Origin of the sequence: Acidovorax sp. BoFeN1, from assembly GCF_003345135.1 — a bacterium.
Classification (GTDB): Bacteria; Pseudomonadota; Gammaproteobacteria; order Burkholderiales; family Burkholderiaceae_C; genus Acidovorax; species Acidovorax defluvii.
Genome location: NZ_QOZT01000022.1, coordinates 21,924 through 47,127 on the forward strand (window position 1 = coordinate 21,924; position 25,204 = coordinate 47,127).

A 25,204-nucleotide genomic window follows, 5' to 3' on the forward strand; every position below is an offset into this window, starting at 1 on the left:
CTGATTCTGCACAAAAACAGAGGTCACCCCGGGGTGGACATAACCGACTCGAAAGCAAACGAGTGTCCGGCCTGCAACGCGGTAACGGGGTGATCGTACTTTTCGTGCAAATTGGTGCGTTTTCCGCGCGAACCCTTTCCGGGCGCGGCTTGCAGCCTTGCTGATCGACCGAAATACGCCAAGTTAGGCCCGCTCAACGGCCGTCGTACACTTGGCCAACCACACCTGCTCGACGTCGGCCATGTCAACCTACGCCCTTCGCTTTGTTGGCCAGGAGGGCCTGTCGAACCGCCTGTCCGACTTCGACCTGAATCAGTTTTTCCTGCTCACTGCGGCCGACATCAAGGCAGTAGGCGCGCAGTTTCGCTCCGACCACCGCGCGCCGGCGGCGTTGATGGTGCTGTATCTGCGAGCGGTGGGCCGCCCGTTGGACAGCTCCACGGTATTGCCCAGAAATCTCCTGCGCTACGTCGGCGAGACCTTCAGGACGACTGCGCCCACGATCGCCAGCCTGCGCTCGATCTATCAGCGCAGCCAGACGCTGTACATACACCAGCTCTGGGCGAAAACCCACCTGGGCCTCAAGGACCTCGACGAACAGTCCGAGGCGCAGCTGGTCGCCCTGCTCAAGCTGCAGGCCGCCGAAGCCTCCCACTCCGACGACCTCGCCACTGCGGCATGCCACTGGCTGTACGAGCACCGCATCCTGATCCCCGGTCCGCGGCGTGTGCAGGACTGGGCGCGCGCCGCGTTCGCTGCGACCGAAGCCGAGATTTTGCAGACCATCAGCAAAGCCGTGCCGGCGGCCACGCTCAAGAGCTGCCGCGAGTCAACCTACCGTCAGCGCCCTGACGGCACTGCCACCCATCTCGAATGGCTCAAGACGCCGTCAAGGCGCCACGGCCCGACCAGCCTGACCGAAGTCCTTGAAAAGATCCGGTATCTCAAGGGACTGACGGCACACGAATGGCCGCTCGACGACATCGCCATCCCCAAACAGCGCGCCTACGCCCAGCAGATGCAAGCGCGCCGGCCCGCGAAGTCGAAAGAAATCAAGGACACGACGCAAACCATCGAGTTGGTGTGCTTTCTGCGCATGACCCTGCTCGAACTCACCGACCTGGCGATACAGCAAGGCAGCCGGCGCAGCCAGAAACTGTTTCGCGACGCTGCACAGAAAGCCCAGACCAGCCGGAGTCGATCAGAAAGCACCGCTCGCCAGCAGGCGCTCAAGGCCAGGGTGGTCCTGCGTGACGAGACAAAAACCTGGCGCGTGCGCTGTATGGAGGCCGATCAGGTCTTGTCGGACCTGCTGGATACGCCCCAGGGCAGCTTCCTGTCCCATGTTCGCCGGGCCCTGGCGGCGGACCAGCAGCGCGTCAAGGCGTTTCTGGGCGGCTTGGAGGGCCTCGAATTCGGGGGGCAAGCCGACGACACCGGTTTTACGCAGTGGACTGCCTGGCGCGACCTCCAAGGCATGAAGGCGACGGAATTGCCGCCAGAGTTCAAGATCCCTGAGGTGGGTGCGGCTTGGCACGATCTTGTCCATGACGCCGATCCCAAGAGCGGCCTGCAGGCCTTTGCCGCGTGCACCATGATGTCCTTGCGCAAAAGCCTGCGCAGCGGCAAGGTGTGGATCGATCACTCGCTGAGTTTCCGGCAGCGCGATCAGATGCTGATCTCGCCGCAAGAGTGGGCGCGCGAGCGCGACAAGTACATCGCCCTGCTGGGGTTGCCGCGCACGGCCGACGAATTCATCGAGCCCGCCTTGGACAATCTGAAGGTCGGCGTCATCGCTGTGTCCGAGGCCTGCCAGAAAGGCAAGATCGAGATCGGCGCCGACGGGATGCTGCATCTGCCGGCGGTCACCGCCTTGCCTGACGATGGGGAGCCGCGCCGCATGCGCGACCTGATCTACCAGTTGATCGGCGACGTGCAATTCCCCGACATTCTGCTGGAGATGGACGCGCTGTGCAGCGTCAGTGAGGTGCTGCTCGGACATCGAGCCGAAACCGTGGCGCAACTGCTTGCCCTGTATGCGGCGCTGCTCGCACACGGCACCGACATCGACGCCAAGACCGCTGCGTCGATGATCCCGGGCGTTGACACGGCGCAAGTGTCGGTGGCCATGCGGGCGTTGGAAACCCATGGCCGGTTGCGGCGCGCGAACGAGCGGGTGGTCGAATTCCAGGGCCGCGTCCCGCTGGCCGCCCACTGGGGCAGCGGCGAGAAGGCCTCGGCCGACATGATGTCGCTGGACGCATCCCGCCACCTGTGGAGCGCCCGCGTCGATCCCCGCCGGCGTACCTACGCGGCGGGCATCTACACGCACCTGCTGGATCGATGGGGCATCGTCTACGACCAGCCGATCGTGCTCAACGAACGCCAAGCCGGGGTGGCGATCGAGGGCGTGGAGCAGCACAACCGCAGCCAGGACCGCATTCGCTTGTCCCTGCTGGCGGTCGACACCCACGGCTACACCAACGGTGCCATGGCGGTGGCCAAGTTGCTCGGATTCGACCTGTGCCCGCGCCTGCGCGACCTGGCCGAGAGAAAGCTCTACCTGCCGGCAGGCTTCGCCGTGCCGGAGAACATCGAGCGCGTGACGGTCAAGCGCCTCTCGCGAAGGGCCATCCGCGAAGGGTGGGATGAACTGCTGCGGCTGATCGCCTCCATTCGCATGGGCAAGATCGGCGCCGATCTCGCACTGCGATTTCTCGGCAGCGCGGCTCAAGGTGATCCGGCCTGTCGCGCTGCTGAACATCTTGGCAGGTTGTTGAGAAGCATTTTCTTGTGCGACTACGTCACCATCGAGGACTTCCGCCGCGAGATTCACACGTTGCTTGCCCGGGGCGAGTCGGTTCATCAGCTGCAGCGGGTTGTCTACACCGGCAAACTGCCCACCGAGCGCGGCCGGCGGCGCGACGAGATGAAGGCGATCTCCGGCTCGCACGCCTTGCTGACCAACATCGTGATCGCTTGGAATACCAACCGGATGAATGATGTGGTCGAACGCCTGCGCAAGGGCGGCATGGAAATTGACGACGCCTGGCTGCGGCGGATGGGTCCCGCCCACTCCAGCCACATCAACTTCCGCGGCACATTCAGTTTCAGCGTCGACAAGTATGCGCAGGCGCTTCTCAGATTGCCGCCGACGCCTCGACGCAGTGCGACAGCGTGAGGCGCATCCCGCCGCGTCTCTTCATCGAATGGCCCGCGAACCTAACACCTCTTAAGCGACTTTGTCGGCAGCAGATCGGCTGCGTCCAGCCATACGTGCAGCAGCCCCCGCCGATCGAGTTCAATCTCTAACCAAAGGGGCTCCGTTATCTCAGAAGCAGAAGTACAACGTGCAGCGAAGCAGGTGCGGAACAAGGACGGTCGCGACGGTGATCGTCAGGGCAGGCGCGTCACCGCGCAATACCTGCAGCGGCAGGCCGATGCGGCGGCGAACGAGGAAGCGAGCGCACGCCGGTCGAACGCGCTCGTGCAAGCACTGGCCGAATTGCTGCCCTGAGCGCGAGCTGCGGCTGCGCTTTGGAACCGGGTCACGTGGTGAGCAATTGGGTGGAGACTTCTTGTGAGCGTTCGCACGGTGCTCAGTGCGGCGCTCTCCTACGCAGTGTTGGCGCCAGCGGACAGAAGTAAGCCGTCGCGGGCATCCAAGGGATGGCAGCGCCATCCCGTTCCGGTTTCAACCAGGGATGTAGAACAAGGCGGTCATGCGCAAAGACATGTCGATGCGATCGGCCTGAAATCGGACACGATCGCCAGGCCGGCGACCGATCAGCCATTTGGCCTCGACATACCGGAAAGTCGACGTTCCCGCTGACAGATGGAGGTAGGGAATGGGCGCGTGTTGCAAGGTGATCTTTCCGGCCTCGTGATCGATGCTGACGATCTGACCCGCGATCAAATCGGAGGCGGAAGGCTGGCTCGCCAGAGTTGCGCCCGCCGCGTAACATGTCCAGACGCCGAAGAAGATGACCCTGCGCCGATGTACCAATCCCATGGTAAGTCTCCATGACTGCGACAGCTCGCAAGCATATCGCGCCGACGGTCGTTTAGGTTGACGCCCCGAACCTCTTTGCCAAGACCGCACTTGGTGGGGCGGCTCAACACAAGGGATGTGCGTATCCGCAGAACCGGCCGATCCGCGCGTTAGCGCGGGCCGACCAATTCTGGGCTCCGGTCCCTTACGGTTCCGAGTAAGTCCGCATTCTGGTCATAGATCCTGGCCCGCACGTCGAAAAGGCCGAGCAAGGTCGGGAACAGGTTGTCGTGCGACGCCGCACGTGAAGCGCGCTCCCGCAGCTTGATCGTGTCCACGCCGAGCCGCTCCCGGGCGCCGGCGGACATCCAAAGCAGCAGCGGAATGCGCGTCTGCTCGGCGGGGGCGATCAGCTTGGGGAGCCCATGAAGATAGATGCCGCGTTCGCCCAGCGATTCGCCGTGGTCCGACACGTAGAGCAATACCGTGTCACGTGTGTTGTCGGCCGCAAGCAGGTCGATGGATTGGGCGAGTACTTCGCTCGTGTAGGCGATCGAATTGTCGTAAGTGTTGCGCAGCGATTCCTCAGTACAGGATTGGATAACCGCCGTAGCGCAGATCGGCGCGAAGGGGCGAGCGGATGGCGCGCGTCGGAAGTACGCAGGACCATGGCTGCCTTTCATGTGCAGAACCAGGAGGCTGTCGCTGTTCGACTTCGGCAAGCGCCGGCGCAACGCGTCCACGAAGATGGCGTCCAGGCACTCGCCGGAAGCGCACAGCCCGGTCGCGCCCGCCGCGGAAAGGTCTTCGGTCTCGATCCGATCGCACACGCCCTTGCAACCGGAGTTGTTTTCCAGCCAAGTGACGCCGACGCCTGTGCGCTGGAGCACGTGCAGGACGTTTTCCCGTGCGTTCGCCTTGTTGACTGAAAAATTCTTTTCGCCCAGGTCGGAAAACATGCAAGGCAATGATGTTGCCGTGTCCGTTCCGCAGGACGTGACGGAGTCGAAGTAGACGACGTCTCTGCCCGCCAGTGCCGCATTGGTGGGCCGCCCATAGCCTCCGAGCGAGAACGATGCTGCCCGCGCCGTCTCCCCGACCAGCAGCACCACGACGAGAGGCTTGGCGGACGCGGACGCTGCGGGCCGGGTCGCGTCCTCTGCCAGTCTCGTGACGGGCTGTCGCTGCGCGCGGCTCTCCTTCCACAGTCCATACGCGCTATTCGCGACGTTGGTGGGCGTCAGCAGATGGCGCAACTCGCGGTGGTTCCTCGCAATGTCCGCATATTCGCCAAAGAACGCAAAGACAGACGCGGCCCCGACGACGCCGAGCAGAAGCGCATGCCAGCCGATTTGCATCAAGGAACGACGCCATGGGGCGTAACGCACTTCCACCAAAAAGACCAGGATGGCGGCGGGCAGGATGCCGCGCAGCGCGACGTCCAACGCAAAACGGAAGGAGAGGAGATCCGTCGCTTCCCGCCAGTCCGTCTGCACAACGTTCCGGGCCATGCCCTTGTCGATGAAGATGCCGTATGTGCCGATGAAATGTGCCGCGGCCGCTCCGATCAGCAGCAGTGCCGCGACGGCAAACTTGCCGGTGCGAGGCCAGCACAGCAGGCGGCAGATAAAGCTGAAGGCCGCCCACAGCAGCAGCGCCAGTGCACCGACAGCGGCAAGGACCCGGACGTCGCCGACGTCGCGCGACATCCAAAGACTGCGCCAAAAGGCGGGATTGTCGGCTGCGATCAGCCAGAGTCCCGCGATCCACGCCACGGCTCCTTGCGAGAGACGAAAGCGCAGGGCTGGGCCGGGGGTCGATGGGAACTTGCTCAAGGAAAATTGCTGGCGTCGTCGCGGTGGTCCGCCGCTCGCAAAACAGCGATTGCGGTGAAAGCCGATGATATCGTAGCGTGGATTGGGGGGATGCTTTGTGGTCTCTCCCCACGACTATGACAAGCCCTTCGCGGCAGAAAGCTGGAGGCTGGAAGTGCCATGCCAACCCCTCTCGTGAATGTCCTCAGCTTCGCGGCGATCCCGGCGTTGCAGTGATCGTGGGCCCGCCCTTGGCGATGCTGGCATCACGTCGGTATCGTCATCATGCGGCGAGCGGGGTGCGCGGTAGCCCCCGGGATTCTCGATCCACGCCTGGAGCGCTACCGGCGTCCAGCCGCAGGCCCGCCCACCCAGGTGCACCGGTGGCGGAAATATACCGTCGGCAAGCCGCCGGTACACCGTAGCGCTGCTCAGGACGGTGATGCGCATGACCTCGGCGATGCGGAAGAACGCTGGTGCAGCGGTCAGCAGGCGTGGAATACCCGTGCCGGACGTTCGGGGATGATCGGATTCATTGGTAGACAAGCTGCACACTCCTGAGAACATCAGTGCAGCAGATTGCCCGGCAGCGCTGCCGAACGCGACCCGCAGCGCAGTTGCACCCGCCCCCCCTGACTGGGGCCAGTCCAGTGGTCAGCGATTTTGATTGATCTTAATTGTCGTAGTCAGCGACGGAAAGACCGCATCCCGACAATTGGGGACGCGCCCTCGTGGAGTCACAGGAAGCGACAATAATGGTTGCACCAACGCCATGTGATCTAGTGAGGCTTGGCCCGGCGACTCGCCGTGGTGCTTAAGGAAGAGCTGATGAAACCCACCGAACTCCCCGCCGCCGTACGCGCGACCGACACCCGAGCCACCCTGCCCATCCCGGCACCGCCCCTGGAAACCGGCGCCATCGTGCTGCGGCCGGAGCAGGTACCGCAGGCGCAGCAGGCTTTGCGGACGCTGGACTTCGGCGCGGTTGCGCCCGGTGACATCATCAACATCGGCCTGGGCTCTGAACAGGCGCTGCAGCAGACTCTGGACGGCTTCCTGGTGCGTCTTGACAAGAAGACGGCTGCCAAGGTGTTCGCGCTGTTCGAGCGCCTGGAAAAGGGGGTCGACGACGCCAAGCTCCCCGAGATCCTGGAGAAGATCCAGAGGGGTGAGCAGCGCGGATTTTTCGCCAGCCTTATTGCCAAGGTTGCCGGGCGCAAACCCGAGGATGCCTTTCGTGAATTCATGCAGGAAGTCGGCGATCTGGTGGCTGGCCGCACGCGGACTCTGGCCGACGAGATGCAACACCTCGAAGGCGAACTGTCGAAGGAGATGAAGACGCTGTTCGGCGAACTGCAGGCGCTCGACACGCTCAAAAAATCGTATGGTGAGCATTTCTCGAGCTTCACCCTCGACGCTGCAGTGGCCCGCGCCTTCCTCGAGAAGGCCAGGCAGTACGTGGCGCAGGAGCAAACAACCGCCGACCCCGCCGATGTGGCCGCGCAGGCCCGCGTGCGCGAGCTGCAGGACAAACTCAGGCTGCTGGAAAGCCGGGCACTGGCGCTGGAAGGCACCTATACGCGCCTGCCGGCAGACCAGATGGTGATCCAACAGATCGAGGCCGCCGGGGTGGCGACGCTGCAGGAGACGGCCACCACTGTCTCTTCGCGCTTTGCTTCGATCAAGATGACGCTGCTGTCGATCCATGGCGCTTTTGCCGTGAAATCCGTGCAGCAGATCGCCGAGCGCCAGGCGCGCCTGGACCAGCAGCTCACACAGTTGCGCGGGCAGGCGACCAAGGACGTGGCGGTCACCGCGGCGAAGGCGCCCGGCGAAAACCGCGTGGCGCAGGCCGAGCAGATCGCGGCCATCATCGCCCAGACCCGCGAGATCCACCAACTGGTTGAAGCGGCCAAGAAGGAAACTGAAGAAAAGTTCGAGCAGGCGCGGAGCATGTTCGAACAGTCGCGCGCGGACCTTGCCGCGCTCCACAAATCATGACAGCGGGAATCATTTCATGCTCACTCTTTCCCTCGACAAACCCGGCGCGAAGCCGGCCCCCAAGCTGCAGCTGGCCCTCAACAAGGGAGCAAGCTTCAAAGTCACGGTCGCGTGGAAGTGCGATGCACGTCACGAGGATGATGTAGACATTCACGCGCTGGAAGCGCGCAACGACGGCGGCGGCGGCGCGAAGGTGACTGCCCTGGAGCAGATTCTGTCCACCTACAACACGACCCGGATGAGCCCGAAGACCGGCGTCTTGGTAGCCGCTGCGGACGGCTCCTTTGCCACGCCTTCGGGCGGACTGCGCCATTCCGGAGACATCCGGGTGCAGGGCAACACTGAAGCCATCGTCATCGACGGGTCGCGGCTTCCCGCCGGCATCAATGAGATTCCCCTCTTCGCCACGGTCCACAAGGCCGGCCATGGCCAGGAGCACGAAGGCGGTGCCGAGTCCGAGGAAGAGGCCGCGTTCGCGGACATCGAGGTCTGCACCGTCACCATCGCGGACGAGAGTGGGCGGGAACTTGGCGCCTACCAGCTCGCGAAGGAATTCGGGGACTTCAACGTGGTCCAGCTCGGCAGCGTCATGCATGGCGACAACGGCTGGGAGTACGCGCCGGTGGGCCGCGGCTTCACTGGCTCCATTAACGACGTCCTTAGCCACTTCTCCTGAAACTCGCCATGCAGACGGGGGACAAGAAGCTGCGACCGACCGTGGTCGAGCCGCCTGCCCGTTCCCCGCGCAAGGCCGGAGGAGCCTCGGCGCGGAGAACCGATGCGTCGGCTCCTGTCGTTGAGGCAGGCCCCGCTGTTCGAAAACCGACGGCCATCCCCGGAGCCGAACGGCGGCGCATCGACGTTCAGCCGCAGGCCCTCGAAAGGCTCTCGCCAGGAGCAGCGGCCCACGTCTACGCGCAGGCAACCGCGCTCATCGGCGCGTTCGTGGTGGACAAGGCAACCGAGCGCAAGGCGATCCTCTGGGGCCACGATCTGCAGCAGGTGTACAGCGACCTCGTCACCCAAGCGCTCGCGCTGTCGCGCAGCCCCGTGCTGCGCAAGGTAGAAGGCTATCTAACCCGCACAATGGACATCCTGGGGTCGATCGACTTGCTGGCCGCGTGCGGGCATGGCTCCAGTGGCGTCGTGGGCCGGATGCTCAAGTGGCCCAGCGCACGGATTGACACGCCCGGCGAACTGGCGTTGGCGCAGGCCGAACTGGAGAAGCTGGTGGCGCTGATGGCCGCGGCGCTGCAAGAGTTGCTGGACCTCAGGGACCAGCTCCTGCGTGTGGCCGAACGCACGGACGCGGCCAGCGCGCAGCTTGAAGCCGCGGCGGTTGCTGCATTGTTCCTCGCCGAACATCTGCGCAACCAGAAGGACGCAGTGGCGCAGCGCTTTACCGAACGAGCCATGAGCCTGACCCAGACACTGGCCTTGATCCGCCAGTGTGGTGCGACCAGGACCTTGCAGATCGAGCAGCCGATCCGCATGGTGGGCGCCATTCAGGACGTGGCTCTGGTCATCCTGCCAGGATTCCTTGCCAGCATCGCCGCGGTCGCAGCCCTGCCGGCCAGCAAGGCCAGGATCACGCCCACCGAGGCGGGCGAACTGGCGTACCAGCTTCAGCACGTCGTCGAGAAGTTGAAGACCTCGACGAGCTAGCGATGAGTAGATTCATGACGCAAAACATCAGGAAACTGGCGGTGGCCATGGCGGTCGCGTTGCTTGGCGCAGGCGTTGCGTTGGCTCAGGCCGACGAGCCCATCAATGCCGATCGCCCGGGAATTGCCGACGGTAGCAAGGTGGTTGGCCAAGGCCGCTTGCAACTTGAGGCGGGAGTTCAAAAAGAGTTCCGCCGCGTCGCGGGCGTCTCCGATCACCGTGTGATGGCCCCACTGCTGTTGCGCGCCGGCGTGAGCCCACGCTGGGAGCTTCGACTGGAGACGAATTCCTATGTCTTCCAGACTTCGCGCGATTCGCTCGGTTCACTAGTCCGCGACGAGGGACGCGCACCCGTTGCGCTCGGTGCGAAGTACCAGATCACGGACCCGACGGATCGGGCGGCACCCTCCCTGGGCGTAATTGCCAGGGTGATTCCGCCGTCGGGATCGGGCAACTTTCGCGGTCGTCGCACGAGCGGCGACCTGCGACTCGCGGCCGATTGGGATTTCGCGCAGAACTGGTCGCTGAACCCGAACGTAGGCGTCAGCCTCGTCGAGGACGATGAGGGGCGAACGTTTTTCGCCCGCACTTTCGCCGCGACCCTCAGCTACAACCCGACAGCATCCCTGAGCCTGTTCGTGGACGGGGGGCTGCAATCCCCAGAAAAGAGGGCCGGGCGCGCCGCTGTCATCCTCGACGCCGGCCTTGGCTACCTGCTCACCCCCAATGTGCAACTGGACTTCAGCGCGGGCAAGGGCGTGCGCGGGAGCACGTCCCCGCGGGCCTTTGTGTCGGCAGGCGTCAGCACCAGATTTTGAGCGGCAGCGGCGAGCGTATTACAGAGGTGATGTACTTTGGCTAAATCGATCCCCATGGAAACGGCGACCAAGGCCCTGGTCCTTCAAGGCGGAGGAGCGCTGGGCGCGTACCAGGCGGGCGTTTATGAGGCATTGATCGAAAGCGACAACAAGCTCGACTGGGTGGCCGGCGTTTCGATCGGTGCCATCAATGCTGCCCTCATCGCGGGCAATCCACCAGCTCAGCGAGTTGCACGCCTAGCCGAGTTCTGGCAGCAGGTCTCTTCGGGCCCGGCGCAGAATATGCCGACCTCTTGGGGTGATCGCGCGTGGCTGAACCAGTGGAGCGCTGCCAGCGCCGCCCTGGCCGGCATTCCGGGTTTCTTTCGGCCACGGGCCGACCCGGCACTTTTGCTTGGTGGCGGTGCCCGTGTGTTGAGCTACTACGACCCCCAGCCTTTGAAGGCGACATTGGAACGGCTGGTCGATTTCGATCGCATCAACCGGCAGGAAATCCGATTGAGCGTTGGCGCGGTGAATGTGCGCTCCGGAAACTCCATCTATTTCGACAACCAGACCCACAAGATCGGCGTGGAGCACATCATGGCCAGCGGCGCACTGCCCCCGGGCTTTCCTCCCGTGCAAATCGACGGCCAGCATTATTGGGATGGTGGCATCCTTTCGAACACGCCATTGCAGTATGTGCTGGACTCGTTTCCTCGCACCCGTCGCCTGGTCGTGCTCCAGGTGGATTTGTTTAGCGCCCGCGGTCCCATGCCAACCACCATCTCGGAGGTGATCGAGCGGCAAAAGGACATCGGTTATTCCAGCCGCACCCGCGTAAACACGAACGCACTGGCTTCCAGCGTCAACCTGCAGCAGGCGGTGGCGGACCTCATCAAGAAGCTGCCTGCGCGGTTGCGCTCCGATCCTGCAGTCGCCACGCTGCGGGAGCACCTGACTCACCAGCCTGTGGACATCGTTCATCTGATCTACCGGGACAAGCCGTACGAACTTGATTCGAAGGACTATGAGTTTTCCCGGGCGATGGTGAAGGAGCACTGGGAAGCGGGCGCTCGTGACATGCGCAACACCATCGCGCATCCTGAATGGCTGCAGCGGGCAACGGAAAACGGCATAACCACGTTCGATCTCGCCGAGCCGGGCCCGGGCCGTGTGCGGCACCCGGGCCTGGAAGTCGGGAAGCTGACCACCCCATGAAGGCCGCCGACATCGGTGCACGATGCGACCGCCGATGGTGCTTTGGCAGCGCGCCGGTGCACCCTTCGGCCTCCAACACACGGTGACCTGACATGACAACCCTGTCAGAAACCGTCGGCCCACTCCTGTTCGCGCGGGGCGCCGATGAAAATCAATGTCGGCTTTCCGCCATCGTCGTCACCCCGGACAACCTCGATCCGCCCCTCCTGGTTCCCGCCGATGGTCAGGAGGCCATGCCTGCGCGGCTGTATTCGCAGTTCGGCAAGACGGTCTGGCGATACGACTTCCGGCTCCCTTCGCGCGAGAACGCCGCCTACCGTTTGGGCGATGTCATTTTTCCGGTGGCTGCAGACCTTTCAGGAGATGTGCGGATCGCCTACGTCTCTTGCAATGGCCAGGAGTCCGAGGCGGGTCAACCGTCGAACGAACGCAACGCGATGTGGCGCCGTCTGGCGGCCGAGCACGCGCGTACGCCGTTCGCCCTCCTTCTGCGCGGTGGCGATCAGCTTTATGCCGACGAAGTCTTTCAGTCGCATTTCGTCCTCGCTCGATGGGCGGCGAACGCGAGGAAGGAAAAGACAGACCACGTGTTCAGCGCAGATATGCGCATGGCGGCGGAGAGTCACTATTTCCACCGCTACCTGACGCTCTACGCTCAGCCGGAAATCGCCCATTTGAATGCCCGAGTGCCTTCGCTCATGATGTGGGACGACCATGACATCTTCGATGGCTGGGGCAGTCTTCCGGAAAAACTCCTCGATGGCCAGGTCGGTCGCGGCCTCTTTGATGTCGCGCGGCGCATGTTCATGCTGTTCCAGCTCGGCGCGACCGATGAAACGCCCCCGGTCGGAGGGGATGAGAGCCAACGCCAAAGTCTGACCCAGGTCGTCCGCTTCCCGCGGTTCTCCGTGATAGCGCCCGATCTTCGCTCCGAGCGCCGGCCGACGCGGGTGATGGGCCCTGCGGGCTGGACCGCATTTGAGCGGGCGCTCGCGCAAACCAATCGAGACGACCGGATTCTGGTCATGTCAAGCGTGCCGGTCCTCGGCCCGCGGTTCAGCTGGATCGAGAAATTGCTGGACGTGCTCCCCGGCGTCCAGAAATACGAGGACGACATGCTCGATCAATGGCAGAGCCGGTCGCACCGTGCGGAGTGGCAGCGAATGCTGGAGACGCTGCAACGTCACGCTACCGAGGGCCAAAACCCGGTCACCGTCCTCTCGGGCGAAATACATCTCGCCACGCGGGGCGAGATGCGGTTCACCGACGGAACGATCCTGCATCAGCTTGTGGCGTCTGGAATTGCGCATCCACCGCCGCCAGCGTCCTACGCCCGTGTTCTCGGCTATCTCGCGGCGTTGGGCGAGAACCCCTTGCGTGGGCAGCCGGTCCGCTTAAAACCTTTGCCCGGGCAAATGCAGATCTATGCAGCCGAGCGAAACTACGCCGTCATGAACCGGCGTGGGCAGGAATGGTCCGCCGAGTGGGAGTTGGAGGGGAGCGGACGTACGCCTGCGATGGCCCTTGGGGGCGCTCATGACTGAGGGAAGATCGTCTTCTGCCCCGGTTCGCTTGGAAAGGTCAAAGCGGCCGCCAAGGTGGACGAGATGTGCCCTGACGCCGTGAAGCACAACGCCAGGGACGCCTGCAAGGCCGAAGCCAGGGCCGCCTGGGCCGAATGGGAGCAGCGCTACAGGCCAAGCCCGTAAAACGAGGCCGAGCGCACGCGAGCCAGTCCCGACAGGAAAGGAAGGAAAGCGTCAGGCGTTGAAGTGTCGCATCACGATGGCTGCTTTTCGTCCTTGGCGCGGTCGTGTTCGCTGTGTTCATGCTGCATTCTTGTTTCGCACCTTCGGTGCGTCCTCGGCAGCGTAGCTTTCCTTGCCCGCGATTTCAAAAGGAAGGCAATCATGCGGCCGCATGTCGTCATCCGTTTTGATCACGCTGATGCTGCCGTCCAACTCCAAAATTGCGAACGCCACGTCGCATAGGCGAATGATCCCCTGCTTGCGAATCGCGGCCAATAGCTCGTTGTCTGAAACATCGAATTTTCTCATCATCTCTTTTTCGACCTTGCCCTCCTGCACCAGCAGCACCGGAGCGCCCTCGAGAAGTGCGCGCACTTTCACATTTCGCGAGGTAGCGCGATTCAACAGCGAGCTGAGAATAACGAGAACCGCGGCTCCAGCGGCCGCGCCCAGCACCGAGTTGTCGCTGCCTATCATCGCGTTTTGCACGACGTTGGAAATCATCAGGACAATCAGGAAATCGAAAACGGTTGCGCTGGCCATCTCGCGCTTGTTGGCAAGCCGGAAAATCAGCAACAGCACGAGGTAAACCAAAAGCGGGCGCACCAGCTTCTCTGCCCACGACAACTCGGGGAGCAGCATCTGGCGCCATGGGATCGCGAAGAACGTGTCCGTCATACCATCTCCTCAGCCCACTGCGGTGTCATGGCAATGTGACTTGTTGCACTCCCGCTGCTGCGACTTCGACAGGGTAACGCGCGCGGCCGCGTGGTTACCCACCAGACACTCAGCGCAGCACCGTCCGCGAAGGACACCGTGCAGCAGTGGCTGGCCCTTTAGGACGCGGCGGGCTTACCGCACCCGGGGCAAAACTTCGCGGCGGGCGGCACATCGGCGCTGCACGCGGCGCACTTTGTCGCCGTCTGGGCAACCCCGCACTGCGGGCAAAAGCGCGTGCCTGCCGTCACGAACGTGCCGCACTTTGCGCATGCTGCCCCGGGCGGCGCAGGCTGGGCGCCGTAATTGCCGGGCGGCATTCCGCCCGGCGGGGGACCGCCGTAGTTGCCGTAGCCGCCATGGTGCCCGCCGCCGTGGCCACCGCCGTGGCCGCCGCCGTGATGGCCGCCCATCATTCCACGCAGTTGATCAAAAAATCCCATGAGGACACTCCTTGCAAACGCATCTAACCGAAGAGAAATGACCAGGTGGCCGGGTCGATTCCTCTGAATGTATCCTGCCCGGCAGTTCGAACAGGGTAAGGCGGCGTTCTTTTGGCTTCGTGTCCTACGCGTCCGGCGGGAATGGGCACGCAACAGAAGGAGAACGCCGTCGTCACTCGCGCTTCCAATGCTGCCATGCGGTGTCCACCGCAAAGGCGATGCACCAGGCTACGAGCGCCGTCCAAAGGGTATGACTCATAAAGTGCGCACCCCGCAACTGCTGGGCGAGCCCGAGCAAGAGGCCGCTCGCCAGCGAGGCCTGCAACCAAATGCGCGCTGTTCGGGGGGCGACGTTCCGGAAAACAAAGTAGCCTCCGATAAAGGCGAAGCCGGCCGAGGCGTGTCCCGCAGGAAAGCAATGTCCGCCGCCCCCATCGGCCACTGCGCTCCAGTGCGGCACGTAGGGCAACCATCCTCCGAAAAGCTTCAGATCCCAAGGGCAACTAGTAAGGCTGAGCCACTTCAAGGCCGAGACGGACAGCGACACCAGTGGGGTTGTCACAGCCAACTGCACGCGGGACTGCCAATTGAGCTGGCGCAGTGGTCCCACTGGCCACAAGACCGCCAAGGCCAACCCCGCAGACAGCACCCATGCCGCGCGGCGGCCACCTGTGTGGAGTACCTGAGTCAAGAACCAATGGTCGCGAAGCGGAAATCCTTCGGCGCCCCCCATGGCGCGTGCGAGCGCGACGTCGAGTGAGGTCGCATCCAAGAGCATCAAGCCCGCGAGGACCAGGCCGGTTATGAAAAGCAATGACCGGTCGGACCGGGGCGCAGCAGCCATGGCCGCGATTCTGCACCGCGCGACTGAAGAACAGCAGAGTTGCCGCTGCAGGGCGTCTCGGCTGTGGAGTGCGTGAGGCGCAATCGCGGGCGTGCACCGTCGCGTTATGCTAGCGAACCATGCCACTGCAGATACTGGCCCGTCAATGAACGCTGCTTGAACAAAGATCCCGATGAATTCTGAAGAAACCGAGCTAGATCTCGGCAAAGCGGCTGATGCCGTCGTCGGCGTCACCGCCGATGATGACGGTGACCTGACCGACATGCTGGGAGAGCTGCGTGTGTTGCTTCCCAGTGCCCAGTTGCTGTCGGCCTTTCTCATCACCGTGCCGTTCAACAGCGGCTTCGCCAATATCGTCGCTTCGGAGAAGACGGTTTTTCTCGCGACATTCACCCTGTCTATCTTGAGCCTGGTGCTGCTCAGTGCACCGGCGGTGCAGCACCGGGTCATCCGCCCGCTGACCGACCGCGCCGGTTTCAAACGCTTGGCAACGCGGCAGATCGTCGTGGGGGCGGTTTTGCTCGCGATGGCACTTACGTTGGCGACACAATTGGTGCTTTCCACCGTGTTCGGTCACGGGGTCGGAATCGTGTTCGCCACCCTCACCGGGGGGCTGTTGCTTCTTCTATGGTGGGTGCTGCCGAAAGTGTTGCGAGCCAAAGGGCACATGTGACGCAGGACAAAGCCTGAGCCAAATCTCGGGTACCCTGTGATTGGCAACCGGCTATTAGATCAATCGCTGCGCTTCAAGGAGAGCACCATAAACGGCAAACTCACACTCAACTTAGAAAAATCGGCCAGCGTCCTGCGCCTCGCGCTCGACAAGGCCGGCGTGGTCGCAAACGTCAAGGCGGAGACCGCTGCGATTATCGATGTCTCGGGCTCTTTCGAGCACGAGCACGAAGAGGGCACGACCAGCCTCCTCCTTGAGCGGCTCGTGCCGTACTGCGTCGTGCTTGACCCGGACCGGAAGATGGATGTCTTCACTTTCAGTTCGGGCGAACCCAGTGCGCACTACGTGGGTAGCGTCACGCCGGAGGATGCCCAAGGCTACGTCACGCGCAACATCGTTGAGCGGGTTCCCGGCTGGAACGGCGGCACGACTTACAGCTTCGTGATCGAACGAGCGCTGGAGCACTTTGGCTGGAAGGAATGCGAGGAGGCGCACCAGACGCCGCAGGGCAAGGGTTTCCTGTGGCGGCTCTTCAACTCGCCAACGCACGAACATGGGCACGGGACGCCCCACACTCACGAGAAAAAGCGCTCCCTGGTGCTCTTCATCACGGACGGCGAGAACGAAAAGAACGACGAAGACCGCACCACCCGCGTGCTCGAGGAGTCCCAGCGGCGTGGCGACCAGGTCTACTTCCTCTTCATAGGGGCCTGCGAAGACCGGAACGTCAAGTTCGAGTTCGTCAAGACGATCGCCAGCCGTTTCAGGAACACCGGGTTGGTGGTCATCCGCGACCTGGAAGCCTTCGTCGCTCAGTCGGACGAAGAGCTCAACGCGGCCCTGCTCGGGCCGGAGCTGCTGGAGTGGCTGAAGTCCTGAGAGAGACGATATAGCGCCTGCGTCGCCACCTCCGCTCGACGCGACAGAAGGGCTTTCGGATCACGGCAACTGCGCGGGCAGTCCTACATCGCCGAGCGGTGACATCTGCGATAGTTGCCTCATGCACTGGCGTCATGCGAAGGATCATGTCATGAGACTCACGCGGATTGCTCCTGGCGTCTTGCTGGCGCATCTTGCCTTGGGCGCCAGCTTGGCACACGCGACAGAGCAAATTCTCTATAAGTCTGTTCTGCCAGATGGCACCGTGTCGTATTCGGACAAACCGATTCCGGGTACGGGGTAGTCTCGGTTTCCGTGCAATTTCGGAATCCATCTCCAAATAAGCCTCTGGCGACAACAACTTAGCTGCGATTTATAGTGTTCCCCGGAGCGAAGGAGAACGCTGATGTCGAGCTACCGATACAGATTCGTAGGCTACGAAAAGCTGCCGTCTGGCATGAATGCGGATGACGTGCAGCTGCACTGCCGTTTACCGGACGAGTTGATCAGGGAAATTAGGAACAGTGGCTACGCGAAGCGCTACCACCTGGGACTGGCCGTGCAGCTGTCGTTCCTCGCGCTGACTGGCAGGAATGCCGATGCCGCGCTCAAGATGCCGAGTGCGATGTTGAAAATGCTGTGCGAGCAACTGGGCATCCACTCGACCGCGATTGCCTCCCTAAAGTCGCTGTACTCGAATGCCGACCGGACCATCAGCAACCATAGGGCTTGGGTTCGAGAACAACTCCTCTTCTCTACCTACGACTCTAACGCCGAGGCACGCTTGCAGGCAGCATTGTCCCAGCAGGCGATCGACGCCTCCTCCGTCGATGACCTCCTCGCCTGCGCGCAGGAATGGCTCTTCGGCAGCAGGATCGTCCTGCCAGGCCAGCGTGTGGTGCTCGACCTGGCCCGATCTGCGTTTCAGGTTGTCGAGAACCTGGCCCTGGCAACAATTCGAGCAGCGGTCACTCCAGTACGCCTTCGCGCGGTGCTCAAGGTCATGCACGAAGAGAGTCCGACTCCTGGCATCTCGTTGCTGGAGTGGTTGAAGCAATCGGCCGGCAAACATGGGGTGAAGGGCCTCAAAGAGGTGAACTCACGCATTGATGCTCTCAAAACACTGGGCGTGCACCTGTGGGACCTGCAAGGGCTCTCGATTGGGCGCATTCATGCGTTCGCCCAGGCCGTGGTCAATCGGCCGCCCCCCGAAACCGCCCGCCGCATCGAGGGTACCCGCTCGATCGAGATCGTGTGCTTTCTCAAACACCTGCTCGGCGAGCTTAGTGACGAGGCGATTTTTCGGAACAACCGGCACACCAACGACATCGTCCGCTCGGGCACCAAGCGCGTCCAGGCCAAACAGGCACAGCGCGCAATCGAGTACCGCCATTCCATTGAATCGATGCGGGACATTGCTGCTGACAGCGCGCGCGATGCCCATGAACGGCTGGCAGCCATCACGGCGTTGGCCGATGACATGCTGGGCCGTCCGCCCGTCAGCCATGCTGAGGTTGTCAGGGAAACCTTGACCGAGCAGAGCACACGCGTTCGCACGGTCCTTGATGGCATGAACTGCCTGGACCTGCGGGGAGATCCCGAGCACGCCGACGGTAAGCCGCCAAGGCCGACATGAAGGCAGAAAAGAAGGCCGAGAAGGCCGTACCTGCGAAGGCGGCAAACGCGAACAAGGGCTAGCGACTCGGTCTCAGGAGGCAGCGGTGGGCGCTGCTTGCGGAACCACGGCGCCGACGGAAGGCACACCTTCGAATGCGAGCAAGCGCAGCGCGTTGACGACCACGAGCAACGTCGATCCTTCGTGGAACAGAACAGCCGTGCCAATGTTCAGCCCAAAGATGGTTGCCGGGATCAGCACGGCCACAACCCCCAAACTCACCCACAAGTTCTGGCGGATCACCCGCGCCGTGCGCCGCGACAGCGCGACCGCGAAAGGCAACTGGCTCAGGTCGTCGGCCATCAGCGCCACGTCCGCGGTCTCCAGCGCCACATCTGAGCCGGCCGCGCCCATCGCAATGCCCACGGTCGCGTTCGCCATGGCCGGCGCGTCGTTGACCCCATCGCCCACCATCGCGACCCTTCCCTTCTCCAGCAACTTCTTGATGGCATCCACCTTGTGTTCCGGCATCAGATCACCCTGCGCTTCGGTAAGGCCGACACTCTGCGCCACGGCTTCGGCAACGCGCTGGTTGTCGCCAGAGATCATGATCAGGCGCTCGATTCCGAGCTCCTTGAGGGCTCGCATCACGCCCGCTGCGGCCGGCCGGGGCGTATCCATCACGCCGAGCACACCCAGGTAGCGCTCTCCCAGGCGCACGACCATGGTCGTGCGTCCCTGGGCGATGAGCGCCTCGTTGGCGCGAGCCACCTCCGGCGGCATTGGCGCCCCGCCGATCTCGGAAAACATGGCGGCCTTGCCCACATGCAACATTTCCCCGGCAACTCGTGCCGATACGCCCCGGCCAGTGATGCTCTGCACCGATTCGACGCCGGGTTCGGGGCTGCCCGAGGTCAGTCGCTTTTGTGCGCCTTCGACTATCGCGGAGGCCAGCGGATGGTCGCTGTGCCGCTCCACCGCCAGCGCGACCGTCAGCAACTCCGATTCGCTCGAACCGGGGCCGGCAACGACGTCCGTCAGCCGGGGCTTGCCTTCCGTGAGTGTCCCCGTCTTGTCGAACGCAATCGCCGTCAGGGTGCCCAGGTTCTCCAAAGGGCCGCCGCCTTTGACCAGCACGCCGCTGCGCCCGGCGCGAGCCACGCCGCTCAGCACGGCACTAGGCACCGAAATCGCCAGCGCGCAGGGGCTTGCCGCCACGAGCACGGCCATGGCCCGGTAGAAAGTGGTGCTGAACGGCTCGTCGATGACGAAGCCGGCGAACAGCAGAAGAACCACGCCAATGAGGATGACGGGAACGAAAATCCGTTCGAACTTGTCGGTGAAATTCTGCGTGGGTGAGCGCTGCGTCTGAGCTTCGGTGACCAGCTTGACAACGCGTGCCATCGTGGACTCCGTCGAGGCACGGGCCACCATGACTTCGATGGCGCCCGGTCCATTGATCGTGCCTGCGAACACCTTGTGCAGTGCGGCAACCTTCTCGAACGCCCGCAACGCCGCCTGGGAATCGTCGACCGGCCGCTTGTCCACGGGCACGCTTTCACCGGTGACGGGGGCCTGGTTCACGCTGGACTCGCCACGCACCACGAAGCCGTCGGCGGGCAGCCGCTCGTTCGGCTTGACGAGCACCACGTCGCCCACTACGAGTTGCGCCACCGCGACCTGTTCCGTGCTGCCGTCGGGCCGTTTCACCAGCGCAGTTTCGGGCGCGAGCTTGGCCAACGCTTCAATCGCCTTGCGTGCCCGCCCCATGGCGTAATGTTCCAGCGAGTGGCCAAGACTGAACAGGAACAGGAGCAGGCCTCCTTCGGCCCATTGACCGAGTGCGGCTGCGCCCGCGGCGGCAACGAGCATCAGCGTGTCGATCTCGAAGCGCTTCGCGCGGATGTTCTCGATCGCCTCTTTAAGCGTGTAGTAGCCGCCGAAGACATACGCGGCGACGTAAAAGCCCTTGCTGACGAGTTCGGGCGCGAGGTCGCGCCACGCAAGCAGCCAGCCGATGAGCACCATGAGGCCCGCCAGCAACGCAAAGATCAATTCGGACTTTTCTCCGAAGGGCCCGCCATGGTCATGGGCATGGCCCGCGCCGGCGTGATCCGCATGGTCGTGGTCATGGTCCTTCCCGTCGGCATGGTCATCGTGACCGTGCTCGGCATGCGCATGACCCTGGTGCGGCGTTGGCGCGTCATCGTACGCATGGCCGCCCTCATGCGCATGGCCGTCGTGCGAATGCACGCCTTCACCGTGTTTCGCCGGGGCCGAGCTCGCTGGCTTCAGGGGAAGCCCAAGCATTTCGAGTTCGGACCTGACCTTCGCTTCATCGACCAGCGACCGGTCGAATTCGATGCGAACGGAACCCGTGGTTGAAACTTCCGCCTCGACCACGCCCTGGAGTGCGGAGATCTTGTCGCTCAGGCGCCTCGCGGCGCGCGCGTGCTGGGTCGATGTGTGGAACGCCAGATGCGCGAAGCGTTCGCCCAGCTCGGCGCCCGATGAGGCAGCGAGTTCGCGCACACGCTGCAGCGAGATCGTGTCGGGCCGGTAGTGAATGCACAACTGAGGCGGCTGCGAACCCCCGGCGTTGGCAACATGCACCTCACTGATGCCGTTGCGACCTGAAAGCAGCGAGATGAGCCGCGCCACGCACAGGTCCTTGACATCTTCCACGCCGGATAGAAGGACGGGAATGTCGAGGCGGATTTTTTCGGCTTTGGCCATGGGTGCACTCCGATTTTTGTTGTCAAGCTGCTGGGCTACTATGCAGCTCCAGCCGTTGTGAACAGTGGATTATGAGGTCGAGTTATCAGTCAGGCCCGCCGAGGGCCCCACAGCAGACAAGCTCGTGGGTAAGATCGGCTGCCGGGCCAAACCCGCCAACGTACTGCGAAGCACAACAATGAGAAAGTTTCTTGTCCTGCTGGCCATTGCCATTGCCGCGATTGTCCCGGCCGCCATCTTCCGGATCAGCGGATGGCGCCCCAATGCTGTCGTGGACACGGCCGTGTTCGGGCTCGCCGTGCTGGCGGCCGGCTTCATGCTCTCGTGGGGCGCCGAAGCCGCAGAGAAGCGCATTTCGCAGGGCCTCATACTGGCTCTCGTCGCACTCATCACAGTCCTGCCCGAGTATGCAGTCGACATGTACTACGCGTACCAGGCTGGCAAGGCGCCTGAGTCGAACTATGTGCACTATGCCGCGGCCAATATGACAGGCGCCAACCGGCTGCTGGTCGGCGTGGCGTGGCCTCTCATGGTGTTCCTTCATTGGTGGCGCACCCGCAAGCGCACCATCGAACTGGCAAGCGTGAACGTGCTGGAAGTGGGTTTCCTATTGGTGGCCAGCGTCTACGCATTTTCGATCGTCCTGAAGAACCGCATCAATCTGGTTGACACGGTCATTCTGGTCCTGATTTTCGGCACCTATCTTTGGTTCACGAGCCGGCTGCCGAAGGTGGAAACGGGCCTCGAAGCCGACGATGAGCCCGGCCCGGCCGCGGCGCTGTCGGAGCTCTCTCCGCGAAAGCAGTGGGCCTGGATGGCCGGGCTGGCGATCGTCGCCGCGGGCGTGATCCTGGCGGCAGCCGAGCCGTTCGCTGAATCCATCGTCGCCTCAGGGCGCATCCTGGGCATCGACGAGTTCCTGCTGATCCAGTGGCTTGCACCCTTGGCGAGCGAGGCGCCGGCAGTCGTCATCGCCATCCTGTTCGTCCTTTCGGGGCGCGCCGAGGGCGGGCTCACAACTATGATCAGCGACAAGATCAACCAGTGGACCCTGCTGGTGGGCATGCTGCCGCTGGCGATGAGCGTCGGCGCCGGAGCGATTGCGTCGTTGCCGCTGGACGCGCGGCAGCACGAGGAATTTTTTCTGACCGCGGCACAGTCGCTATTTGGAGTGGCTTTGTTGCTCCGGTTGCGCTTCAGCCTGCTATCGGCAGTCGTGCTGGCGGCCCTCTTTTCGGTCCAGATCGTTCTCGCCTTTGTCTATCGCGCGGATGCCGCCAAGGCCATCGCTTCGCTGACCATGCTGGGGTGGTTGTACCTCGGTCTCGCCGCCGTCCTATTCATGCTGTCGGGGCCGGCCGCCTGGCGCGCCGTCAGGAAACTGGAGGCCACGATTCATGGGCACGATCCGCAGGCGGCGGCACGCCGGGGGTCAGGTCCTGATACCGTCGGGCGCAACGGCTGAGTAAACGCGCTACCGCCAGCTCTTCGCAATTTCGGGATGCCGTCCTACCACCCAGGAAGTGCGGTAGCGCTAAGGTTGGCCCTTCAATCCAAGGAGCAAATCATGGCCAATCAACCCGCCGAGAAACCCGGCCCCCATCATCCGCACCAAGGCCACGTTCCAGGTGATCTGGATCCCCAAGGCCACCGCGACAAAAGCGCTCCACCAACAGGCACAACGGAAGAGCCTGGCGCCCATCATCCGCACGAGGGCCACAAACCCGGGGACCTGGACCCGCACGGACACCGCGATACGTCGGGCGGACAACAGAGGAAGTAAGCTGCTTACGCAGCACTTGAGCGAGGCGGCGAGTCCGCCTCGTTGCGTTTCAGGATGGCACGTAGATCAGTGCCGTCATTCTCAGGCTGAGATCGAACCGATCCGCCTGAAAGCGGACCCGGTCCCCGTCGCGCCTGCCAATCAGCCACTTCGCCTCAACGAACCTGAAGGTCGTCGTCCCGGCCCGAAGGTGCAGATAGGGAATGGCATCGTGCTGCAGGGTGATCTTGCCTGCCTCGTGATCGATCTTGACGATCCGGCCAGAGATGAAGTCGCTGGCGGAAGGCTCAGCGATGCACGCCGCGGTCGCAACCAGCGCCAGTCCAAATCCCACAACCCATTTGCGGCGCGTCAAATGCAAGGTATCCATGGCTAAGTTCCCCCGTTGCGACAGGGGCGAGCACGTCTCGAGAGTCGCTCGGAAAGGGGTTTTTGTCTGCTCGTCACGTGCCATCGCATGGTACAGCCCTTTTCGCCGAGGGACTCCCCAGTTGCACAGGCATTGCCGCTACGCTAGCCGCCGTCGCGGTCTCACCGCGCAGGCGCACTCCTACAGCTGAGGCACAGTTGAGCGATGTTGAAAACAAAGCGATTCGCTCCAAGTCTATTTTCTCGTGCAATACCAAGGCCAGGAAAAAGCCCACCAAAGCAGCCGCATAGCGCCCGGCACATCCGGATGCTTCGAGCTTGGCAATGGCACGGGTACTCGCCTAATGAGCAATATTGCCAATCCAAGAAATAGCCAAGCAGTCGACAGGAGTTGGACGATCGTCTTGAAGTTGTCGTCGATCACCCGCATGACCAATACACCGGCGAGGACATCCACCAGCTGCGCTTCATTTGCTTGTGCCGGGCGATGGACATGTCGCTCGAAGAGGTTCGAACACTGCTGAGCTTGGCTTTGCGCAGGAAAGCAGATTACCGAGCGGCGAATCTTGCACTGAATGAGCACATCGGTCATGTCCGCACCCACCTGCATCGGCCTCATGACGCGTTCATTGACGATGCTATTGAGATAATCTTTCTTATCGCAATAGCCATGTCGATCCACTAAACTGGCGATCGTGAAAAGTACCCGAGTCTCCAAGCCGGCGAATGCGGAAAAGGAATTCCCCGGCACCGCGGCCCTCGCGGCGCTGCGCGCCTGGTACGCGGGCCTGGGTGCGCGAGCGGCCGTTGCCCAATATCTTGGGGTGGACAGGGCGGACGGCCAGTCCTCTCGCGCAATGCTGGGCGACATCCGCCGGCAGCTGACCAAGCATGCGCGCCAGCGGCACCGGGAAGACCTGGCCAGCCTGCTCGAACACTCGGCGGCGGAACGCGCGCAGCGCGCCCGCGCCGTGATGGATGCGATCGAGACGCTGCGGCATCTGCCGGTGCCCGCGCCCATGGTGACGGACGACCTCGAGCGCTGGCTGCCGGCGCGTGCCGCCGGCGCCATGAAAGCCCATGGCTTCAAGACCCTGGCCGATCTGACGGTGCGAATTCCGCGGCGCCGGCGCTGGTGGACGGGCATTCCCGGCTTGGGCGCGGCCAGCGCCAGGCAGATCGAAGCCTTCTTCGCCGCGCACGCGCACCTCACGCAGCAAGCCCGCGCGCTGGTGCCCATCGGCGCTCAAGATGATGTGGCGCCCTGGGAAAGGCTGCGCGTGCCCCATGAGGTCGACGGCTCGCGGGGCACCTTCCGCGCACCCAAGGCCACCTGCACGCTGGACGCAAACGACGACTACGAGGCGGTGCAGGCTTGGCTGGCGCTGCACGAATCGGCTGCAACCCAGCGGGCCTACCGCAAGGAGGCCGAGCGGCTGATTCTGTGGGCCGTTGTGGAGCGCGGCCGGGCGCTGTCCTCGCTCACCACAGAAGACGCGGTCGCCTTTCGCGCCTTCTTGCGACACCCAGCGCCCAGGGCCCGCTGGATCGGCCCGGCGCGGCCGCGCTCGTCGCCCGAGTGGCGGCCGTTCATCGGTGGACTGTCAGCCCGATCGGTGGCCTACGCGCTGTCGGTGGTGGGCGCCATGTTCCGCTGGTTGATCCAGCAGCGCTACCTGCTGGCCAACCCGTTCGCCGGCATCAAGGTGCGCGGCGCATCGCGCTCCGAATCGCTGGCCGTCACCCGGGTCTTCGGCGAAGGCGAATGGTCAGTGATCCAAGGGGTCTCCTCGTTTTCAGTGCAATAAGTGACGGTACGCAAAGCTAGCACTGGCGCGGGGGTGGTCTGGGTAGACCGTTGATTTCATTGACTTTCCTGTTCGCTTTGTAAACGGGTATGGTGGCCTC

21 protein-coding genes and 1 pseudogene are annotated in these 25,204 nt (G+C 63.3%); 14 read left to right on the top strand and 8 right to left on the bottom strand.

Translation table 11 applies throughout. From position 1 onward, the window contains the following. Positions 1–241 precede the first annotated feature (241 nt). Entirely contained in the window at positions 242–3,181 is a 2,940-nt protein-coding gene (locus DTW89_RS07575) for a Tn3 family transposase (protein WP_114655502.1), read from the top strand. 183 nt (positions 3,182–3,364) lie between these two features. After that, positions 3,365–3,517, top strand: coding sequence for a hypothetical protein (locus tag DTW89_RS19380; RefSeq protein ID WP_161555629.1), 153 nt, complete (start codon positions 3,365–3,367; stop codon positions 3,515–3,517). 177 nt (positions 3,518–3,694) lie between these two features. On the opposite strand, the gene DTW89_RS07580 is transcribed toward DTW89_RS19380, so the two are convergent. The 3 genes from DTW89_RS07580 to DTW89_RS19965 all read right to left on the bottom strand — a co-directional run bounded on the left by DTW89_RS07580 (position 3,695) and on the right by DTW89_RS19965 (position 6,351). Beyond that, on the bottom strand, positions 3,695–4,012 hold the full coding sequence (locus tag DTW89_RS07580; RefSeq protein ID WP_011805116.1) for a copper-binding protein: 318 nt from the start codon (positions 4,010–4,012) through the stop codon (positions 3,695–3,697). 149 nt (positions 4,013–4,161) lie between these two features. Further along, the gene (locus DTW89_RS07585) at positions 4,162–5,766 is read right to left on the bottom strand and encodes a phosphoethanolamine transferase (RefSeq protein ID WP_049756467.1); all 1,605 of its coding nucleotides are present in this window, start codon (positions 5,764–5,766) and stop codon (positions 4,162–4,164) included. A gap of 174 nt (positions 5,767–5,940) precedes the next feature. Then, the gene (locus DTW89_RS19965; RefSeq protein WP_330862892.1) at positions 5,941–6,351 is read right to left on the bottom strand and encodes a helix-turn-helix transcriptional regulator; all 411 of its coding nucleotides are present in this window, start codon (positions 6,349–6,351) and stop codon (positions 5,941–5,943) included. Positions 6,352–6,633: 282 nt separating this feature from the next. On the opposite strand from DTW89_RS19965, the gene DTW89_RS07595 reads away from it, so the two are divergent. The 6 genes from DTW89_RS07595 (at position 6,634) to DTW89_RS07620 (ending at position 13,033) form a co-directional block, all read left to right on the top strand. Then, on the top strand, positions 6,634–7,806 hold the full coding sequence (locus DTW89_RS07595) for a hypothetical protein (RefSeq protein WP_041835981.1): 1,173 nt from the start codon (positions 6,634–6,636) through the stop codon (positions 7,804–7,806). A gap of 16 nt (positions 7,807–7,822) precedes the next feature. Continuing rightward, a complete protein-coding gene (locus tag DTW89_RS07600; RefSeq protein ID WP_011805120.1) occupies positions 7,823–8,482 on the top strand; it encodes a TerD family protein in 660 nt (219 codons plus the stop codon). 8 nt (positions 8,483–8,490) lie between these two features. Then, on the top strand, positions 8,491–9,471 hold the full coding sequence (locus DTW89_RS07605; RefSeq protein ID WP_011805121.1) for a hypothetical protein: 981 nt from the start codon (positions 8,491–8,493) through the stop codon (positions 9,469–9,471). A 14-nt stretch (positions 9,472–9,485) separates the two neighbouring features. Beyond that, complete coding sequence (locus DTW89_RS07610) at positions 9,486–10,289, top strand: transporter (RefSeq protein ID WP_161555630.1); 804 nt, start codon at positions 9,486–9,488, stop codon at positions 10,287–10,289. 54 nt (positions 10,290–10,343) lie between these two features. After that, positions 10,344–11,489: a patatin-like phospholipase family protein gene (locus DTW89_RS07615; protein WP_049756469.1), complete on the top strand. Its 1,146-nt coding sequence runs from the start codon at positions 10,344–10,346 to the stop codon at positions 11,487–11,489. Positions 11,490–11,581: 92 nt separating this feature from the next. Continuing rightward, positions 11,582–13,033 carry an alkaline phosphatase D family protein gene (locus DTW89_RS07620; protein ID WP_236637070.1) on the top strand — a complete coding sequence of 484 codons (1,452 nt, stop codon included), beginning with the start codon at positions 11,582–11,584 and terminating at the stop codon, positions 13,031–13,033. A gap of 282 nt (positions 13,034–13,315) precedes the next feature. Here the strand turns inward: DTW89_RS07620 and DTW89_RS07625 are convergent, their stop codons facing one another. The 3 genes from DTW89_RS07625 to DTW89_RS07635 all read right to left on the bottom strand — a co-directional run bounded on the left by DTW89_RS07625 (position 13,316) and on the right by DTW89_RS07635 (position 15,241). Then, positions 13,316–13,915, bottom strand: a complete 600-nt coding sequence (locus tag DTW89_RS07625; protein WP_011805125.1) for a DUF421 domain-containing protein — start codon at positions 13,913–13,915, stop codon at positions 13,316–13,318. Positions 13,916–14,073: 158 nt separating this feature from the next. After that, positions 14,074–14,274, bottom strand: a complete 201-nt coding sequence (locus DTW89_RS19705; protein WP_236637071.1) for a zinc ribbon domain-containing protein — start codon at positions 14,272–14,274, stop codon at positions 14,074–14,076. Between the two features lie 295 nt (positions 14,275–14,569). Continuing rightward, positions 14,570–15,241: a phosphatase PAP2 family protein gene (locus tag DTW89_RS07635; RefSeq protein WP_011805127.1), complete on the bottom strand. Its 672-nt coding sequence runs from the start codon at positions 15,239–15,241 to the stop codon at positions 14,570–14,572. A gap of 172 nt (positions 15,242–15,413) precedes the next feature. On the opposite strand from DTW89_RS07635, the gene DTW89_RS07640 reads away from it, so the two are divergent. From DTW89_RS07640 to DTW89_RS07650, 3 genes are all read left to right on the top strand, one after another. Next, positions 15,414–15,914 carry a DUF6328 family protein gene (locus DTW89_RS07640; RefSeq protein ID WP_011805128.1) on the top strand — a complete coding sequence of 167 codons (501 nt, stop codon included), beginning with the start codon at positions 15,414–15,416 and terminating at the stop codon, positions 15,912–15,914. 36 nt (positions 15,915–15,950) lie between these two features. Next, complete coding sequence (locus tag DTW89_RS07645; RefSeq protein WP_011805129.1) at positions 15,951–16,793, top strand: VWA domain-containing protein; 843 nt, start codon at positions 15,951–15,953, stop codon at positions 16,791–16,793. A 406-nt stretch (positions 16,794–17,199) separates the two neighbouring features. Continuing rightward, entirely contained in the window at positions 17,200–18,429 is a 1,230-nt protein-coding gene (locus DTW89_RS07650) for a DUF4158 domain-containing protein (RefSeq protein ID WP_011805130.1), read from the top strand. A 72-nt stretch (positions 18,430–18,501) separates the two neighbouring features. On the opposite strand, the gene DTW89_RS07655 is transcribed toward DTW89_RS07650, so the two are convergent. Then, on the bottom strand, positions 18,502–21,144 hold the full coding sequence (locus tag DTW89_RS07655; protein WP_011805131.1) for a heavy metal translocating P-type ATPase: 2,643 nt from the start codon (positions 21,142–21,144) through the stop codon (positions 18,502–18,504). A gap of 178 nt (positions 21,145–21,322) precedes the next feature. On the opposite strand from DTW89_RS07655, the gene DTW89_RS07660 reads away from it, so the two are divergent. After that, positions 21,323–22,609 (top strand): sodium/hydrogen exchanger, encoded by a 1,287-nt coding sequence (locus tag DTW89_RS07660; RefSeq protein WP_011805132.1) that lies wholly within the window; start codon positions 21,323–21,325, stop codon positions 22,607–22,609. Positions 22,610–22,976: 367 nt separating this feature from the next. On the opposite strand, the gene DTW89_RS07670 is transcribed toward DTW89_RS07660, so the two are convergent. Beyond that, a complete protein-coding gene (locus tag DTW89_RS07670) occupies positions 22,977–23,297 on the bottom strand; it encodes a copper-binding protein (RefSeq protein ID WP_067513095.1) in 321 nt (106 codons plus the stop codon). 390 nt (positions 23,298–23,687) lie between these two features. Between DTW89_RS07670 and DTW89_RS20055 the strand changes: the two genes are divergently transcribed. Both DTW89_RS20055 and DTW89_RS07680 read left to right on the top strand, forming a co-directional pair. Then, on the top strand, positions 23,688–23,981 hold the full coding sequence (locus DTW89_RS20055; protein ID WP_049756471.1) for a MerR family DNA-binding protein: 294 nt from the start codon (positions 23,688–23,690) through the stop codon (positions 23,979–23,981). Positions 23,982–23,991: 10 nt separating this feature from the next. Further along, positions 23,992–25,086 (top strand): annotated as a pseudogene (locus DTW89_RS07680) (phage integrase family protein); the annotation flags it as partial. Between the last annotated feature and the right edge of the window lie 118 nt (positions 25,087–25,204).